Source organism: Enterobacter sp. N5-15 (assembly GCF_057221635.1).
Genome location: NZ_CM170150.1, coordinates 1,661,388 through 1,677,130, shown reverse-complemented (window position 1 = coordinate 1,677,130; position 15,743 = coordinate 1,661,388). Strand labels below are relative to the sequence as shown.

Below are 15,743 nucleotides of genomic sequence, written 5' to 3'. Positions count from 1 at the left end.
CTTTTGTCCTCAGGCCGCGCCAGCCATCAGCCAGCGTGCTGCGATAAACAGCGCCAGCGCCAGGGTGGAGGAAACCCACATCAGTCGAATGGTTCGGGAAATGTCGTCTACCGCAATCGGGCGCAGCGCGTCGCCGATCCACGGCTTTTCCACGCGCTGGCCAAAATAGGCGTTGGGTCCGCCAAGCCGGATGCCCAGCGCACCGGCAACCGTTGCTTCTGCCCACGCGCAGTTGGGGCTGCTGTGGTTGTAGCGGTCGCGCCAGCCGACGCGCAGCGCGCGGGAGGGTTCCTCGCGGCATAGCCATGCCGCAGCGCTCAGCAAGAGCCAGCTCAGGCGCGCGGGGATAGAGTTCGCCACGTCATCCATACGGGCGCTGACCATGCCGATTGCGCGGTATTTTTCGTGCCTGTAGCCCACCATTGAATCGAGGGTATTTACCGCCTTATAGGCCATCGCCAGCGGCGCGCCGCCCAGCAGGAGGAAGAACAGCGGAGCGATAACGCCGTCGACCGTGTTCTCCGCGACGGTCTCCACCACCGCCCGGTTGATCTGTTCCGGCTGAAGCTGAGAGGTATCGCGCCCCACTATCCATGAGAGCTTTTCGCGGCTTTCATCAAGGTCGCCCGCCCGCAGAGGGCGTTCAACGTCCCGCGCGGCGTTGGCCAGGCTGCGCCCGGCCAGCACGGTAAACATCATCCACACCTCAATCGCCCAGCCCAGCCAGGGATGAACCCACCGTCCGAGCGCCAGGACGCCCCAGGCCATGCCCCAGGTCAGCCCCACTACCGCCAGCCACATGACGCCGCCGCCAACGCGTAACGCCGCGTCGCTATGGCAGCAGCGGCGAATACCCCGCTGCACCGTATCGATCAGGCTGCCTATCCAGCGCACCGGATGCGGCCAGCGCTGCGGGTCGCCGATGATGACATCGAGCACCCACGCGACGCACCATGCCATCAGGGTCATAACGCCCCCCTCGCCGCCGTCAGCCAGCGGCTGAGCATCAGGGGCCGCTGGGCAAAGTGGAGGTGCAGATAACTCGCGAACGTGTTGCCAACCTGCCAGCCGCCCGCCCATTCCTGCATCGTCACGCCATCGCGCACTTTGCGGCACGCCAGCACCGCGGGGGTTTGCGGGGTAAAGTCGGAATAGTGAAACTCATGCCCGCGCAGCACCTCCCCGCTATCGGCCAGCAGCGTGGGCTGGCGCGCCTGCGCCTCACAGTAGCCAAAACGGGTCAGCCGTTTACCCATCCTGCTGTGGCCGGGGATAATATTGGCCATCCGGTGGGTGACCCCCTCGCTATCCTCCAGCGTGCTGCCGAGGTACATCAGCCCACCACATTCGGCGTAGATCGCCACGCCGCGCCGGTGCGCCTCCCGCAGGCTGGCGAGCATCGCGGTGTTTTCCGCAAGCCGTGCCGCATGCAGCTCCGGGTAACCGCCCCCGAGCCAGACCATCTGGCAGTCAGGTAAACGGCTATCGCGCAGCGGGCTAAAGCGGACAATGTCGACCCCGGTACGTTCGAGCAGCGTGATGTTATCCGGGTAATAGAAGCTGAAGGCGTCGTCATCGGCCATCGCGAGCGTTAACCCCCGTCCGGCGTCCCCGTCAGGAAGCGCGGGCCAGGCGCCCTGCGGCAGCGACGCCATCTGGCTGAGCGCGAGAAGTTGCCCGATATCCAGCGTACGTTCGAGAATGGCGGCAAAATTTTGCCAGGTCTGCGGGTCCGAGACCGACTCCCGGGCGGTGACCAACCCAAGATGGCGCTCGGGCAAACCGACGCCCTCAACGTGCGGCACATAGCCCAGCACGGGGATCGTGCAGTAGTGCTCAATGGCCGTTTTGAGCAGCTGATAATGCGATTCGCTGTTGACGCGATTGACAATCACCCCGGCAATATTGAGGGTGGGATCGAATTGCTGAAAGCCCATTACGGTAGCGGCAATCGACGTAGAAACCGCCTTGCCGTCCACCAGCAGAATCACCGGACAGCCCAGCTGTTTCGCCATCGCGGCGGTGCTGCAATAGTTCGGATCGGTGCCGTAGCCGTCATACAGCCCCATCACGCCCTCAATGACCGCGATATCCGCCTGCTGCATATGCTCGCAAAACAGCGCGTTGAGTATCGGTTCAGGAAGCATGAAGCTGTCGAGGTTGCGGGAGGAGGTACCGCTGACGTTGGTATGCCAGCCGGTATCAAGATAGTCAGGGCCCACTTTGTACGGCTGGACGCGTAGCCCACGCTGTTTTAACAGACTCAACAGGCCCAGCGTCACCGTGGTTTTACCACAACCGCTTCCGGTACCTGCCAGAACAAACGCGTGCTGCATTGCCGCCATGACCCCGATCCTGTCCAGGGTGGTAGGGAGGTATAGATACACGTCGTCCCAGTCTTTCAACTGTATGATGCATCAGTACAACCCACTTCCCACCGAAGTTGTTGAACGTTCCCGACAGGCAGGTCTTCTGGCTTAGCGTCCTCCTCGCCCGTCCTTCCCAATCTTGCGATCAGTGGTCATTACGGGGTCGTCAGCATCACAGCAGCGGGGGCTGCGGGGGATTGTCACCCCCTTCCCTACCACAAATGTGGCAAACCTGTCGGCTTACATTATGAGAAAGAGTATGTTCTCAAAACAGCAATGCTATTTACGGCGTTTCAATTCACCTTAGGCAAATACTTAACCGCAAATGAAAACCATGCTGAGTAAAACGTGGCGTCAGAATAATTGGCGCCCTTCTCAATAACTCAACGTTTTATCACAAAAAATAAAAAGCAAAGATAATTACGCTTAAAATCTCAATATTTATTGCGCTACGACAAGTTATTGCACCACTTGATATTTTTTCATTTTATCGTGATAAAAATTCATCAGGATATTAAAGTCTGGCAATAACATAATATTGCTATTCATCGCAGGGCCGTGTGGTTTAATTGATGCATTACGCGTTCAGCAGGATCGCAGAATAATATGGAGGCTATAATTTGCGGTATATCAAGGTAAGAGGAATATCCTCATGACACTATGCTCCAGAAATTGCTGACCAGAAAGGTGAAAAGGTGGCTGTTGCGCAATGCCCCGCGTCGTGCGGTGAGCTTATCCAGGGCTGGATATTGGGCAGTGAGAAGCTGGTCTCCTGCCCTGTCGAATGGTACAGCACCGTTGAGGTGAGCCACGGCTCACCCGTGGCGGATGAACGCCCGCTGTCGCGCGCGATGGTCGAGCGGTTACTGCAGCACTGGCACTATCCGGCGCAGCTAAGCCAGGATATCCGCATTGACGTGCACTCGACCATCCCGGTAGCCAAAGGGATGGCCAGCAGCACCGCAGATATTGCCGCCACCGCCGTCGCCACCGCCCGTCATCTGGGGCGTCAGCTCGACGAAAGCACGCTGGCAGCGCTCTGCGTTTCGCTCGAACCCACCGACAGTACCGTGTTTCGCCAGTTGACCCTTTTCGATCATAACGACGCTTCAACGCAGATTGCCTGCGACGCCCAGCCCGATCTCGACCTGCTTGTTCTCGAAAGTCCGCAAACGCTGCGCACGGCAGATTACCACCGCATTCCGCGTCAGGCGGGGCTACAGGCCGGTGCGCCAGCGCTGAAACGCGCGTGGGAAAAAATCCAGGAGTCCTGTATCACGCAAAACCCTTACCGACTGGGCGAAGCGGCAACCCTCAGCGCCATCGCCAGCCAGAGGCTGTTGCCTAAACCGGATTTTGACGCCCTGCTCTCACTGGTGGAAGAGTGCGGTATTTACGGGGTGAACGTGGCGCACAGCGGCAGCGTGGTGGGGCTGATGCTGGACAGAAGTAAAGACGATGTCGACTATGTGATATGGCTGCTGGCGAAAAAACAGCTCACCCGCCACTGGCCTCAACACCACCTGCTGCGGATGGTAAAAGGCGGCGTGACGCTACTCTGACAGCAGCCTGTGCTGAATGAGCCACTCGACCTGCTGCTTAACCTCCTGCTCGTGCTCCTGCGCTAAAGCCTGCTGCAGCGGCACATGCCGGAAGAACGCGTCCCAAAATGCACGCTTGCGCTCCCGGTCACCGCATGCGCCATTAATCCTTTCACGAAGCGCCCCCGCCAGCCGCACGCTTTCACGCATGCCCGCAGGAAGATGGTCTGCGACATGCGCTTTGAGGATCGTGCTGTAGACCGGCGCGTTGCCCCCGCAGCTCAGCGCAATAATGACCGGCGAACGGTCGATAACAGCCGGTGAGATAAAGGTGGCAGCCGAAGGGTCGTCGGTGACATTGCAAAAGATACGCTCCGCGCTGGCGGCCCCGGCGACCTGACGGTTCACCTGCCGATCGCTGGTCGCGGCAATGACCAGCCAGCATGACTGCAGATACCGCGGCGAAAACGTCGCCGGGAACCACTCGATGTCACCGCTCGCGTGCAGGCTGGCGAGTTCCGGCGTCAGGGTGGGCGCAACCAGGCGCAGCACCGCCCCGGCGGCCAGCAGCCCCTTTGCCTTATGCGTCGCCACCAGCCCGCCACCGACGATCAGGCAGCGTTTCCCCTTCAGGTTGCAAAATATCGGGAAATAGTCCATCGCCCTAGCCTTGTAAAACGTGAGTCAGCGCGTCAATAAACCGGCGGTTCTCCGCTTCGGTACGCACGGCAATCCGGTAGTAGTCGCGATCGAGCCCAGGATAGTTTTCGCAGTGGCGGATAAGAATATGATGGCCGAGCAGCGCCGCCTTCAGGTCGAAACCCTGACGCAGGCAGCGGAAGAAAATAAAGTTGGCCTGCGGCTTCCAGACCGCCAGCGAGGAAAAGCGCGTCATCGCCTGCCACAGGACATCCCGCTCCCGGGCGATAAAGGCGTGGCTGCGCGCAATATAGTCCTCATCCAGAAGCAAATGTTGCCCCACCAGCGCCGAGAAGGCATTCACGGACCAGGGCTCGCGGGTGCGTTTCAGTTGGCGAATGGTTTGCGTATTTCCGCTCAGCAGATACCCAAGGCGCAGCCCGGGAATAGCAAAAAACTTGGTCAGGGAACGCAGCAGATAAAGATAGCGTGACTTCGCCAGCCGCGGTGCCAGCGTGGAGCCCTGCGGCAGAAAATCGATGAACGCTTCATCCACAATCAGCGCAATATGTAGCGCTTCGCACAGCGAGGCCAGCCGGTCGAGAAGATCGGCATCAGGCATGAGCCCGGTAGGGTTGTTTGGCGTCGCGATGAACAGGCAATCGGGCCTGTGCGCGCGAACGGCGTCCAGTATGGAAGCATCCACCTGGAACCCGTTCTGCTCGCTCAGCGCATAGTCGATTATCTCGCAACCCTGCTGCTGTAATGCCCGGCGATATTCGGCAAACCCCGGCACCAGCAGCATCGCCCGGCGAGGGGCAAGCGTTCGCACCAGGCCGTAGATCAGCTCCGTTTCGCCATTCCCGGCAATCGTCTGGTCATAGTCACACCGGCTGGCGCTGGCCAGCGCCTGATGAAGATGGCGGTATTCAACGTCCGGGTACTGCATGATGATATCCAGATGGGACACAATGAGCGACCTGACGCGCTCGGGCAGCCCTAGCGGATTGATGTTCGCGCTAAAGTCCAACAGCAGCTCGGGATCGATCCCCAACTGCAGCCCCGTTTCCAGAACGTTACCACCATGCTCACTCATTCGTTTCACTCGTCCATTTCAAAATGTCAGGATAACATCAGACAACGATCTGATTCAGCGCGAGATGTGATGCGGTAAACGCCAGTATCTCCTGCAGGTTGACGACCTCACCGATGACGATAAGCGCCGGAGCATGCAGTTTTTGACGTTCAACCTCGAGGTGGATATCGGTCAGCGTGCCTTTGGCGATCTGCTGACGAGGCTGGCTGGCATACATCACCACCGCCACCGGCGTCCCGGCGGACATGCCTCCCTCGATAAGCTGCTGGCAGATTTCCGCCAGCCGGGTCATACCCATCAGAACGATCAGCGTTCCGTTGATTTGCGCCAGAGCATGCCAGTTTTGCGGGTCGTTTCCCTGGCACATATGGCCGGTCACAATATGAAAGCTGGAGGCGTAATGACGGTGCGTGACCGGGATCCCGGCATAGGCCAGTCCGCCAATCGCGGAACTGATCCCCGGCACAATTTCGAACGTCAGGCCGTCTTTCGCCAGCTGCTCGGCCTCTTCGCCCCCGCGGCCAAAAACGTAGGGGTCTCCGCCTTTCAGACGCACCACCTGTCGCCCTTCCCCGGCATGCCTGACCAGCAGGGCATTGATTTGTTCCTGAGGGACCGGATGATGGCTTGGGGTTTTACCGACATCAATAACCAGACAGCCTGCCGGAGCCTGGGCCAGTAGTTCAGGGTTAACCAGGCGATCGTGAACAATCACCTCCGCATGGCGGATACAGTGCAGACCTTTTACCGTAATTAAAGACGCATCGCCAGGCCCTGCCCCTACAAGCCAAACCTTCCCTTTACTCATCGTTATATCCTCAGATTAAATATTTTAAGACGCAAGAAAGCGGATAATTAAAATTAGCGCTGAATTATACATCCCCTCCACGCGTCAAAAATTTGATGTGTTTATCACTCTTTCTTAATTTTACGAATGGCGTTTATGACCAATATCAATAAAACAGTGAATACCGCCTTTCCTCTGCCATTACGCCATTATTGCTTTGGTCATTATGCTTAAAAAAACATATTAACCACTATCAACAATAAAACAGGCGCGCGATCACAAATATTACAATGGTTTTGTCAGCGACGTTTACAGATAAATATCAAGCCTAAAATGAATAGCCCACAACCAATTGATATAAAACACTTTTAAATGTTACGCCATTACCATCGTCATTTTTGGAAGGATTTTTTGAAAATAGATCAATTGCTTCCCTTTCGTCTTCAAAACACACTCCAACACCATTGACCGACCCAATGTACATTAACCGTTTTTAATACCCTTTTTATTTTCACCATCAGCCCTACAGAGGATTACCCATGAAGAAATCAACACTTGTTATTGGCGTCATTGGTGCTGACTGCCATGCGGTAGGCAATAAAGTTCTGGACCGCGTTTTTACTTCCCATGATTTTCACGTCATCAATCTTGGCGTGATGGTGAGCCAGGATGAATATATTGATGCGGCCATCGAAACGGGTGCTGATGCTATTGTCGTTTCATCCATCTACGGCCATGGCGACATCGACTGCCTGGGGCTGCGCGAGCGCTGCATCGAACGCGGTATCGGCGACATTCTGCTTTATGTTGGCGGTAATCTGGTCGTAGGCAAGCACGACTTCGCCGATGTCGAAGCCAAATTCAAAGAGATGGGTTTCAACCGCGTGTTCGCCCCGAGCCACGACCTGGAAGACGTCTGTCAGCTGATGGCGAACGATATACAGCAGCGTCAGCGCGTTGAAGAGCTCTGTCTTGAAGAGGGCTTCTGATGCAAATCGTCTCAGTCGACATTGGCTCGACGTGGACCAAAGCCGCGCTCTTCACGCCGGAGGGTGATGCGCTAACGCTGGTCAACCACGTTCTGACCCCGACGACGACCCACCATCTGGCGGAGGGCTTCTTTACCAGCCTGAACCAGGTGCTAAACGTTGCCGATGCGCGACCGCTGCTTAACAGCGGGGACGTTACGCTGAAATACTCGTCGTCGGCAAAAGGCGGGCTCGCCGTTGCCGCAATGGGTCTGGTGCCGTCGATAACCCTGGAATCAGCCAAAGTCACCGCCCATTCAGCGGGCGCCAAAATCGCCCAGTACTACTCCTACAAACTGAACCGTCACGATATCCAGGCGCTGGAGGACTCCCCGCCGGACATTCTGCTGTTCACGGGCGGTACGGACGGCGGCGAAGAGAGCCACGGACTGGCCAATGCCCGCGCGCTGGCAGCGTCAAACCTGGATTGCGCCATTATCTACGCGGGAAATCGCGATATTCAGGACGACGTGCAGGCCATTCTTGGTCACAAGGATCTGATCGTGGTCGACAACGTTTTGCCTGACCTCGATCACCCGAATCCCTATGCCGCCCGCAAGGCCATCTGCGATGTCTTTCTCTCCCGCATCGTGAAGGGGAAAGGACTGGACGTTATCGTCGGGGAAACCGGCGAAGAGCCGATGCCCACGCCGTGGACCGTCTACGAGCTGGTGAAGGCGATCAGCGATGTCGACAGCGCGTGGAAAGAATTCATGCTGATCGACATGGGCGGTGCCACCACCGACGTCTACTCCGCCAGCGCCAATATGCTCTCCCCCGATACCGTTCTGCACGGCGTGCCCGAGCCGTTTGTGAAACGCACCGTAGAGGGCGACCTCGGCATGCGCGTCTCGGCGGTGGTGGTCGGCGAAAGTACGCAGGAACTGGTGAACGCGGTGTTTGCCCATCAGCCCCAGCGCAGGGACGCGTTTTATGGCTATCTGCGCCATCTGGTCGCGCATCCGGACTATCTCCCTGTTACCGAAGAAGAAAAGCATTTCGACACGCTGCTGGCCGGGCTGTGCGTGGGGTACGCCAGCGAGCGCCATGCCGGCACCAAAAAACAGGTCTGCACCTGCGTAGGCAACGTCGATTTGCAGATGGGGCGCGATCTGACCACCGTGCGCAAGGTGGTGGGCTCCGGGGGATGGCTCTCCCGCGCCAGCCAGTTCGATATTCACCGCTGGCTGAAGTACCGCGAGCTGGACGACAGCAGCAGGCGCGTGCTTTTACCCGGGCAGTTTGACTATTACCGCGATGCAAAAGGTCTGCTTCCTCTGCTGGCGAACGTCGCCAGGCTGGACCCGCAGGCGGCGGCTCGCACCAGTATTCATTGTTTAACCCTATAAAACCTAAGGCAGCAACGAATGGAACTTCGAAATAAAAAGCTAACCCATGACGAATTCATGACTGAGCGGCAACAGGTCTTGCAGACCTGGCACACCGGCAAGGACGTTGAGAACTTCGAAGATGGCGTGAAGTACCAGCAAACCATTCCTGAACAAAAACGCTTTTCTCACGCCCTGCTGAAGGCGGACCAGGAAGGTAAGACCCTGAGCCAGCCGCGCGCAGGCGTAGCGCTGATGGATGAACATATCGCCCTGCTCAAAACGCTGCAGGAAGATTGTGATTTGCTGCCCAGCACCATCGATGCCTATACCCGTCTGAATCGCTATGAAGAGGCGGCGGTAGGGATCCAAAAATCCATCGAAGCGGGCACCTCCAGGCTTAACGGCTTACCGGTCGTCAACCACGGCGTCGCCGCCTGCCGCCGCATGACGGAAGCGCTGGAGAAACCGATTCAGGTACGTCACGGCACGCCGGATGCGCGCCTGCTGGCGGAGATCGCGATGGCCAGCGGCTTTACCAGCTATGAGGGCGGCGGTATCTCCTACAACATTCCGTACGCTAAGCGCGTCACTCTGGAAAAATCCATCCGCGACTGGCAGTACTGCGACCGCCTGATGGGCCTGTACGAAGAGAACGGCATTCGCATTAACCGTGAACCGTTTGGCCCGCTGACCGGCACCCTGATCCCGCCGTTTGTGTCCCACTCGGTGGCGATTATCGAAGGCCTGCTGGCGCTGGAACAGGGCGTGAAGTCAATTACCGTTGGCTACGGCCAGGTCGGTAGCCTGACGCAGGATATCGCCGCGATTCAGGCCCTGCGCGAGCTGTCCCACGAATATTTCCATAACCACGGCTTTGACGATTACGAGCTGAGTACCGTCTTCCACCAGTGGATGGGCGGCTTCCCGGAAGATGAGTCGAAAGCGTTTGCCATTATCTCCTGGGGCGCAGCGGTTGCCGGTATGTCCGGGGCGACCAAAGTGATCACCAAGAGCCCGCACGAAGCGTTCGGTATTCCGACCGCCGCCGCAAACGCCCAGGGGCTGAAGGCCTCGCGTCAGATGCTCAACATGGTCAGCGATCAGAAATTCCCGCCGTGCGCCGCCGTCGAGCAGGAGGTCGAGCTCATTAAGAGTGAAGTCCGCGCCGTGCTGAAGAAAGTCTTCGAGCTGGGCAACGGCGACGTCGCGCGCGGGACGGTGCTGGCGTTTGAAGCCGGCGTGCTGGACGTACCGTTCGCCCCCGCCTCCTGCAACGCGGGCAAAATCCTGCCGGTTCGTGATAACGCAGGCGCCATTCGCGTGCTGGAAGCCGGTGCGGTTCCGCTGCCGAAAGATATTCTCGCCCTGCATCACGATTACGTCGCCGAGCGCGCGCGTTTTGAAGGCCGTAAACCCTCATTCCAGATGGTTGTTGATGACATCAACGCGGTATCCCACAGTAAATTAATAGGAAGACCATAATGAAAATTAAGCAGGCCCTTTTCACCGCAGGCTACTCCTCATTCTATTTCGACGATCAGCAGGCCATCAAAAACGGTGCCGGGCATGACGGGTTCATCTATACCGGCAATCCGGTAACGCCCGGGTTTACGTCCGTTCGTCAGGCGGGTGAATGCGTCTCCGTACAGCTGATTCTGGAAAACGGTGCGGTGGCGGTGGGCGATTGTGCAGCCGTGCAATATTCAGGCGCGGGCGGTCGCGATCCGCTGTTCCTGGCTGAACACTTCATTCCGTTCCTCAACGATCACATCAAGCCGCTGCTGGAAGGCCGTGAGGTTGACCGGTTCCTGACGAACGCCCGCTTCTTTGACGAACTGCGTATAGACGGCCATCTGCTGCATACCGCCGTGCGCTATGGCCTGTCGCAGGCGCTGCTCGACGCGGCGGCGCTGGCGACCGGCCGTCTGAAAACGGAAGTGGTGTGTGATGAATGGCAGCTGCCGTGCGTCCCGGAGGCCATTCCGTTATTTGGGCAGAGCGGCGACGACCGCTATATTGCCGTCGACAAGATGATCCTCAAAGGCGTTGACGTGCTGCCGCACGCGCTTATCAACAACGTGGAGGAGAAGCTGGGCCTGAAGGGGGAAAAACTGCGCGAGTATGTGCGCTGGTTATCCGACCGCATCTTAAGCCTGCGCACCAGCCCGCGCTATCGCCCGACGCTGCACATCGACGTATACGGCACCATCGGTCTGATTTTCGATATGGACCCGGTACGCTGCGCCGCCTATATCGCCAGCCTCGAAAAAGAGGCCCAGGGCCTGCCGCTGTACATCGAGGGGCCGGTGGATGCGGGCAACAAGCCGGATCAGATCCGCCTGCTGACCGCCATCACCCACGAGCTGATGCGTCTGGGTTCCGGCGTGAAAATCGTTGCCGATGAGTGGTGTAACACCTATCAGGACATTGTGGACTTCACCGATGCGGGCAGCTGCCACATGGTGCAGATTAAAACCCCGGATCTGGGCGGTATTCACAACATCGTTGATGCGGTGCTGTATTGCAACAAACACGGCATGGAAGCCTATCAGGGCGGGACCTGTAACGAGACGGAAATCAGCGCCCGCACCTGCGTGCACGTGGCCCTCGCAGCTCGCCCGATGCGCATGCTGATCAAACCGGGCATGGGCTTCGATGAAGGTCTTAATATCGTGTTTAACGAAATGAACCGCACCATCGCACTGTTGCAGACTAAGGATTAACAGATGGCACGTACATTTAAGATCTTATCGCCAACGGCTATCCTGGGCTATGGCTTCCCGGAAGAGAGCTTTCGTAAGGCCATGGAAGCGTCGCCGGATCTTATTGCGGTCGACGCGGGCTCTTCCGACCCTGGCCCCCACTACCTGGGGGCAGGTAAGCCTTTCACCGACCGGGCGGGGGTAAAACGCGATCTGCGCTATATGATCGTGGCCGGCGTTAAGCACAACATTCCGGTGGTGATCGGTACCGCCGGTGGGTCCGGCGCCGCGCCGCATCTGGAGTGGTGCCGACAGATAATCCTTGAGATTGCTCAGGAAGAGAAGCTCTCGTTCTCTATGGCGCTGATCCCGTCGGATGTTGATAAAGCCACCGTGCATCAGGCGCTGGATAACGGGAAAATCACCGCCCTGGATTTCGTCCCGGCGCTGACCCACGAGGCCATCGAAGAGAGCACCTATATCGTGGCGCAAATGGGTATCGAGCCTTTCCAGCGGGCGCTGGCGGCCGGGGCGCAGGTGGTGCTGGGCGGACGGGCGTACGATCCGGCCTGCTTTGCCGCGCTGCCCATCATGCAGGGCTTCGATGAAGGCCTGGCGCTGCACTGCGGTAAGATCCTGGAGTGCGCGGCGATTGCCGCTACGCCGGGGTCCGGCTCCGACTGCGCGATGGGCATCATTGACGATAACGGCTTTACGCTGAAAACGTTTAATCCGAAGCGTAAATTCACCGAAACGTCGGCCGCGGCGCACACCCTGTATGAGAAATCCGACCCGTACTTCCTGCCGGGGCCGGGCGGTGTGCTGAACCTGAAAGGGTGCAGCTTCAAAGCGGTCAACGAGGGCGAAGTGTACGTCAGCGGTTCCCGCCACGAAGAAACGCCGTATGCGCTGAAGCTGGAAGGCGCCCGCCGGGTCGGCTTCCGCTGCCTGACCATTGCCGGTACGCGCGACCCGATCATGATTGCCGGGATCGATAATATCCTCGAAGAAGTGCAGGCCAGCGTGAAGCGCAACCTCTCGCTGAATGACGACAGCATCCGCATGACGTTCCACCTGTACGGAAAGAATGGCGTGATGGGCAACCATGAGCCGATGCAGTCCGCCGGGCACGAGCTGGGGATTTTGCTGGATGTCGTAGCCCCCACCCAGGATATCGCCAACAGCGTCTGTTCGCTGGTGCGCTCTACCCTGCTGCACTACGGCTATGAAAACCGGATCGCAACGGCGGGCAACCTCGCGTTCCCGTTCTCCCCTTCCGACATTCAGAGCGGCCCGGTGTATGAGTTCTCAATCTACCACCTGATCGAAGCGAGCGACGCGCTGCGTTTTGATTTCCACCTCGAGCAGGTCACGCCAGAAGGAGTTCAGCTATGAAACACGGTATTTGCTCACTGGCGCAGGTCATTCGTTCTAAAAACGCCGGACCGTATGAGCTGGTTCTGGATATTTTATTTAAAACGCGTGAAGACTATCAGCGGGTAAAAGCCTCGGAGCAATTAACGCCGCAGCTTATTGCCCGTTTATATAACGTTAAGCCTGACTTTATACATCGCATTATCTGGTTCGACCCGGCCAATGCGGTCAAAATCGTCATGCCTCGCGATATTATCTCCGGCAACGTCGGCGACAATGATGTCTATGGTGCCCAGCAGCATGCACCGTTATTAAGTATCGAGTTCGATCTGTAACACTACAAATACAACAACGTCCATTGGGATATAGATATTTGCTGTATCACTGTATTCCAGATAATTCATGCGGTTGGTCACAACAAACGTGCGTCTGAGCGGTTCGTAAGGGCTCAGGCGCACGCGCCCCTACACATTAACCAACCTTTATCCGATGGAGTAAACATGAAAAAAATAAGCTTAACGAAAATGATCATATTAGGTTTGATACTCGGCATGATAGCCGGGGTGGTCATTAATAATATGGCATCAGCAGATACAGCAAAATCGTACGCACAGGATATTCCTATTTTCACCACCATATTCTTACGCATGGTGAAAATGATTATCGCCCCGCTGGTGATTTCCACCCTGGTGGTTGGCATAGCCAAAATGGGTGATGCTAAAACGCTTGGCCGAATATTCTCCAAAACCTTTTTCCTCTTTATTTGCGCCTCGCTGCTGTCCATCGCGCTGGGGCTGGTTATCGTCAACATCTTCCAGCCTGGCGCAGGCATTAACTTTGTTCCCCATGACGCCGGGGCCGTTGCGGCCGTTCAGTCCGAGCCGTTCACGCTGAAAGTGTTTATCTCTCACGCGGTACCGACCAGCATCGTTGATGCCATGGCCCGCAACGAGATTTTGCAAATCGTGGTGTTTTCAATTTTCCTCGGCTGCAGCCTGGCGGCCATTGGCGAGAAAGCCGAGCCCATCATTAAGGTGCTCGACTCTCTGGTGCACGTGATGCTGAAGCTGACGGGCTACGTCATGCTGTTTGCACCGCTGACCGTCTTTGCCGCAATCTCCGGTCTGATTGCCGAACGCGGTCTGGGCGTGATGGTCAGCGCCGGTATTTTCATGGGCGAGTTCTACATGACGCTCGGCCTGCTGTGGGCGATTCTGATTGGCCTCTCCACGCTGATTGTCGGTCCGTGCATCAGTCGTCTGACTAAAGCGATTTTCGAACCTGCGCTGCTGGCCTTTACGACCTCAAGTTCAGAAGCGGCTTTCCCGGGCACGCTGAACAAACTGGAAAAATTCGGCGTCTCCTCAAGGATTGCCAGCTTTGTCCTGCCCATCGGCTACTCCTTTAACCTGGTCGGCTCAATGGCCTACTGCTCGTTTGCGACCGTGTTTATCGCCCAGGCGTGCAACATCGAGCTGAGCATTGGCGAGCAGATCACCATGCTGCTGATCCTGATGCTGACCTCTAAAGGAATGGCGGGCGTGCCGCGCGCATCGATGGTGGTTATTGCCGCCACGCTCAACCAGTTCAACATTCCGGAAGCGGGCCTGATTCTGCTGATGGGCGTCGATCCGTTCCTCGACATGGGCCGCTCCGCCACCAATGTAATGAGTAACGCGATGGGTGCCGCTATCGTCGGTCGCTGGGAAGGCGAGCACTTCGGCGTCGGCTGCCGCGGCAAGGTTCCGGCCAAAGAGAGCACCGCTTCAGAAACTGAAATCGCCATGTATTGATTACAAAGGCCAACCGTCGTTGGCCTTTCGTCTTCCGATGACAGGATAGCCCCATGAAGATAAACATTTTCGGCGTCAGCCTCTTATCCGTGAGCCTGTTGTTTAGCGCCGCCGCGCTGGCGCAACCCGCGCCGGACTACGCGCAGCTGCTTGAGCAGGCTCACCAAAAATTCAAAGGTAATCATGAGGGGAAGGTCGCCGACTACATCCCTGCCCTGGCGACCTATAGCCCCGACAATTTCGCCATCACCCTCGCCACGGTCGACGGCAACATTTACCAGGTTGGCGACGTGAAAAAAGCGTTTCCAATGGAGTCGCTGAGCAAAGTTTTCACCCTGGCGCTGGCGATGGAGCAGCGCGGTCCGCAGGAGGTGCTGGATAAACTCGGCGCCAGCGCGACCGGTCTGCCCTTCAATTCCGGCTTAGCCATTGAGCTGACCAAAGGCGCGCCGGAAAACCCGCTGGTGAACGCGGGGGCGATGAGCACGGTAAGCCTGATTGAGGCGAAAGATAAGACCGACCGCTGGAACACGATCCTCAATAACCTGAACGCGTGGGCCGATGCCTCGCTGACCGTCAACGAACCGGTGTTCAAATCAGAAATGGAGACCAATCAGCATAACCAGGCGCTGGCGATGCTGATGGCCTCCTACAACAGCTTTTATGGCGATACCCGGGAAGCCGTCGAAATCTACACCCGCCAGTGTTCCGTAGACATCACCGTTGAGCAGCTCGCCAAAATGGGCGCGGTGCTGGCGAACAAGGGCAAATCGCCTTTCAACGGTAAGCAGCTGCTGAATGAACGCTACGTGCCGCAGGTTCTGGCGGAAATGGCGATTGCCGGGCTGTACGACGGCAGCGGCAAATGGCTGTACACCGTTGGGATCCCGGCGAAGAGCGGCGTCGGCGGCGGCATGGTTGCCATCGTGCCCGGTCAATACGCCATCGCGGTCTACTCGCCGCCGCTGGACGCCGCCGGGAATAGCGTTCGCGCCCAGCAGACGATTGCGTATGTCGCCGGGGCGACGCAGGCCAACCTCTTTTTAGCCCATTGATCCTAATAGCCTGTGATTTTGTCAGCCG

The 15,743-nt window shown here is 57.7% G+C and carries 14 protein-coding genes and 1 riboswitch; of the genes, 9 read left to right on the top strand and 5 right to left on the bottom strand.

What is annotated here, in order from left to right; all coding sequences use genetic code 11:
- Window positions 1-9 precede the first annotated feature (9 nt).
- Together cbiB and AC2TE5_RS07800 are read right to left on the bottom strand one after the other, a co-directional pair.
- A complete protein-coding gene (cbiB, locus tag AC2TE5_RS07805) occupies window positions 10-969 on the bottom strand; it encodes an adenosylcobinamide-phosphate synthase CbiB (protein WP_484612965.1) in 960 nt (319 codons plus the stop codon).
- Window positions 966-2,345 (bottom strand): cobyrinic acid a,c-diamide synthase CobB, encoded by a 1,380-nt coding sequence (locus AC2TE5_RS07800; RefSeq protein ID WP_484612964.1) that lies wholly within the window; start codon window positions 2,343-2,345, stop codon window positions 966-968. The genes cbiB and AC2TE5_RS07800 overlap by 4 nt, the downstream gene beginning before the upstream one ends.
- Window positions 2,346-2,445: 100 nt before the next feature.
- Window positions 2,446-2,620, bottom strand: a riboswitch (cobalamin riboswitch).
- Window positions 2,621-3,064: 444 nt separating this feature from the next.
- On the opposite strand from AC2TE5_RS07800, the gene AC2TE5_RS07795 reads away from it, so the two are divergent.
- Complete coding sequence (locus AC2TE5_RS07795) at window positions 3,065-3,931, top strand: GHMP family kinase ATP-binding protein (RefSeq protein WP_219324096.1); 867 nt, start codon at window positions 3,065-3,067, stop codon at window positions 3,929-3,931.
- On the opposite strand, the gene AC2TE5_RS07790 is transcribed toward AC2TE5_RS07795, so the two are convergent.
- From AC2TE5_RS07790 to cobA, 3 genes are read right to left on the bottom strand one after another with little or no spacing between them, the layout of a single operon-like run.
- Window positions 3,923-4,570 (bottom strand): precorrin-2 dehydrogenase/sirohydrochlorin ferrochelatase family protein, encoded by a 648-nt coding sequence (locus tag AC2TE5_RS07790; RefSeq protein WP_484612963.1) that lies wholly within the window; start codon window positions 4,568-4,570, stop codon window positions 3,923-3,925. The two genes, AC2TE5_RS07795 and AC2TE5_RS07790, sit on opposite strands and share 9 nt — an antisense overlap.
- A gap of 4 nt (window positions 4,571-4,574) precedes the next feature.
- Window positions 4,575-5,645 carry a threonine-phosphate decarboxylase CobD gene (gene cobD / locus AC2TE5_RS07785; protein WP_484612962.1) on the bottom strand — a complete coding sequence of 357 codons (1,071 nt, stop codon included), beginning with the start codon at window positions 5,643-5,645 and terminating at the stop codon, window positions 4,575-4,577.
- Window positions 5,646-5,682: 37 nt separating this feature from the next.
- Complete coding sequence (gene cobA / locus AC2TE5_RS07780) at window positions 5,683-6,453, bottom strand: uroporphyrinogen-III C-methyltransferase (protein WP_484612961.1); 771 nt, start codon at window positions 6,451-6,453, stop codon at window positions 5,683-5,685.
- A 518-nt stretch (window positions 6,454-6,971) separates the two neighbouring features.
- Here cobA and glmS point away from each other — a divergent pair.
- The 8 genes from glmS to glsA all read left to right on the top strand — a co-directional run bounded on the left by glmS (window position 6,972) and on the right by glsA (window position 15,715).
- A complete protein-coding gene (gene glmS, locus AC2TE5_RS07775) occupies window positions 6,972-7,421 on the top strand; it encodes a methylaspartate mutase subunit S (protein ID WP_121425791.1) in 450 nt (149 codons plus the stop codon).
- Entirely contained in the window at window positions 7,421-8,809 is a 1,389-nt protein-coding gene (glmL, locus tag AC2TE5_RS07770) for a methylaspartate mutase accessory protein GlmL (protein WP_213328338.1), read from the top strand. The genes glmS and glmL overlap by 1 nt, the downstream gene beginning before the upstream one ends.
- An 18-nt stretch (window positions 8,810-8,827) precedes the next feature.
- Window positions 8,828-10,273 (top strand): methylaspartate mutase subunit E, encoded by a 1,446-nt coding sequence (locus AC2TE5_RS07765; protein ID WP_484612960.1) that lies wholly within the window; start codon window positions 8,828-8,830, stop codon window positions 10,271-10,273.
- Window positions 10,273-11,514 carry a methylaspartate ammonia-lyase gene (locus AC2TE5_RS07760; protein ID WP_213328339.1) on the top strand — a complete coding sequence of 414 codons (1,242 nt, stop codon included), beginning with the start codon at window positions 10,273-10,275 and terminating at the stop codon, window positions 11,512-11,514. The genes AC2TE5_RS07765 and AC2TE5_RS07760 overlap by 1 nt, the downstream gene beginning before the upstream one ends.
- A 3-nt stretch (window positions 11,515-11,517) precedes the next feature.
- Window positions 11,518-12,888, top strand: coding sequence for an acyclic terpene utilization AtuA family protein (locus AC2TE5_RS07755; protein ID WP_213328340.1), 1,371 nt, complete (start codon window positions 11,518-11,520; stop codon window positions 12,886-12,888).
- The gene (locus AC2TE5_RS07750; protein WP_121425786.1) at window positions 12,885-13,202 is read left to right on the top strand and encodes a DUF4387 domain-containing protein; all 318 of its coding nucleotides are present in this window, start codon (window positions 12,885-12,887) and stop codon (window positions 13,200-13,202) included. Before AC2TE5_RS07755 ends, AC2TE5_RS07750 begins: the two co-directional genes overlap by 4 nt.
- 165 nt (window positions 13,203-13,367) lie before the next feature.
- Window positions 13,368-14,660, top strand: a complete 1,293-nt coding sequence (locus AC2TE5_RS07745) for a dicarboxylate/amino acid:cation symporter (protein ID WP_484612959.1) — start codon at window positions 13,368-13,370, stop codon at window positions 14,658-14,660.
- A gap of 53 nt (window positions 14,661-14,713) precedes the next feature.
- On the top strand, window positions 14,714-15,715 hold the full coding sequence (gene glsA, locus AC2TE5_RS07740) for a glutaminase A (RefSeq protein ID WP_213328342.1): 1,002 nt from the start codon (window positions 14,714-14,716) through the stop codon (window positions 15,713-15,715).
- The last annotated feature ends 28 nt before the right edge of the window (window positions 15,716-15,743 follow it).

What these genes read in the sequence shown, in the direction of transcription:
- cobA (WP_484612961.1), bottom strand. Translation starts at nt 6,453, where the DNA reads ATGAGTAAAGGGAAGGTTTGGCTTGTAGGGGCAGGGCCTGGCGATGCG.
- AC2TE5_RS07750 (WP_121425786.1), top strand. Translation starts at nt 12,885, where the DNA reads ATGAAACACGGTATTTGCTCACTGGCGCAGGTCATTCGTTCTAAAAAC.
- AC2TE5_RS07760 (WP_213328339.1), top strand. Translation starts at nt 10,273, where the DNA reads ATGAAAATTAAGCAGGCCCTTTTCACCGCAGGCTACTCCTCATTCTAT.
- AC2TE5_RS07765 (WP_484612960.1), top strand. Translation starts at nt 8,828, where the DNA reads ATGGAACTTCGAAATAAAAAGCTAACCCATGACGAATTCATGACTGAG.
- AC2TE5_RS07800 (WP_484612964.1), bottom strand. Translation starts at nt 2,345, where the DNA reads ATGGCGGCAATGCAGCACGCGTTTGTTCTGGCAGGTACCGGAAGCGGT.
- AC2TE5_RS07755 (WP_213328340.1), top strand. Translation starts at nt 11,518, where the DNA reads ATGGCACGTACATTTAAGATCTTATCGCCAACGGCTATCCTGGGCTAT.
- cobD (WP_484612962.1), bottom strand. Translation starts at nt 5,645, where the DNA reads ATGAGTGAGCATGGTGGTAACGTTCTGGAAACGGGGCTGCAGTTGGGG.
- AC2TE5_RS07745 (WP_484612959.1), top strand. Translation starts at nt 13,368, where the DNA reads ATGAAAAAAATAAGCTTAACGAAAATGATCATATTAGGTTTGATACTC.
- glsA (WP_213328342.1), top strand. Translation starts at nt 14,714, where the DNA reads ATGAAGATAAACATTTTCGGCGTCAGCCTCTTATCCGTGAGCCTGTTG.
- AC2TE5_RS07790 (WP_484612963.1), bottom strand. Translation starts at nt 4,570, where the DNA reads ATGGACTATTTCCCGATATTTTGCAACCTGAAGGGGAAACGCTGCCTG.
- cbiB (WP_484612965.1), bottom strand. Translation starts at nt 969, where the DNA reads ATGACCCTGATGGCATGGTGCGTCGCGTGGGTGCTCGATGTCATCATC.
- glmL (WP_213328338.1), top strand. Translation starts at nt 7,421, where the DNA reads ATGCAAATCGTCTCAGTCGACATTGGCTCGACGTGGACCAAAGCCGCG.
- glmS (WP_121425791.1), top strand. Translation starts at nt 6,972, where the DNA reads ATGAAGAAATCAACACTTGTTATTGGCGTCATTGGTGCTGACTGCCAT.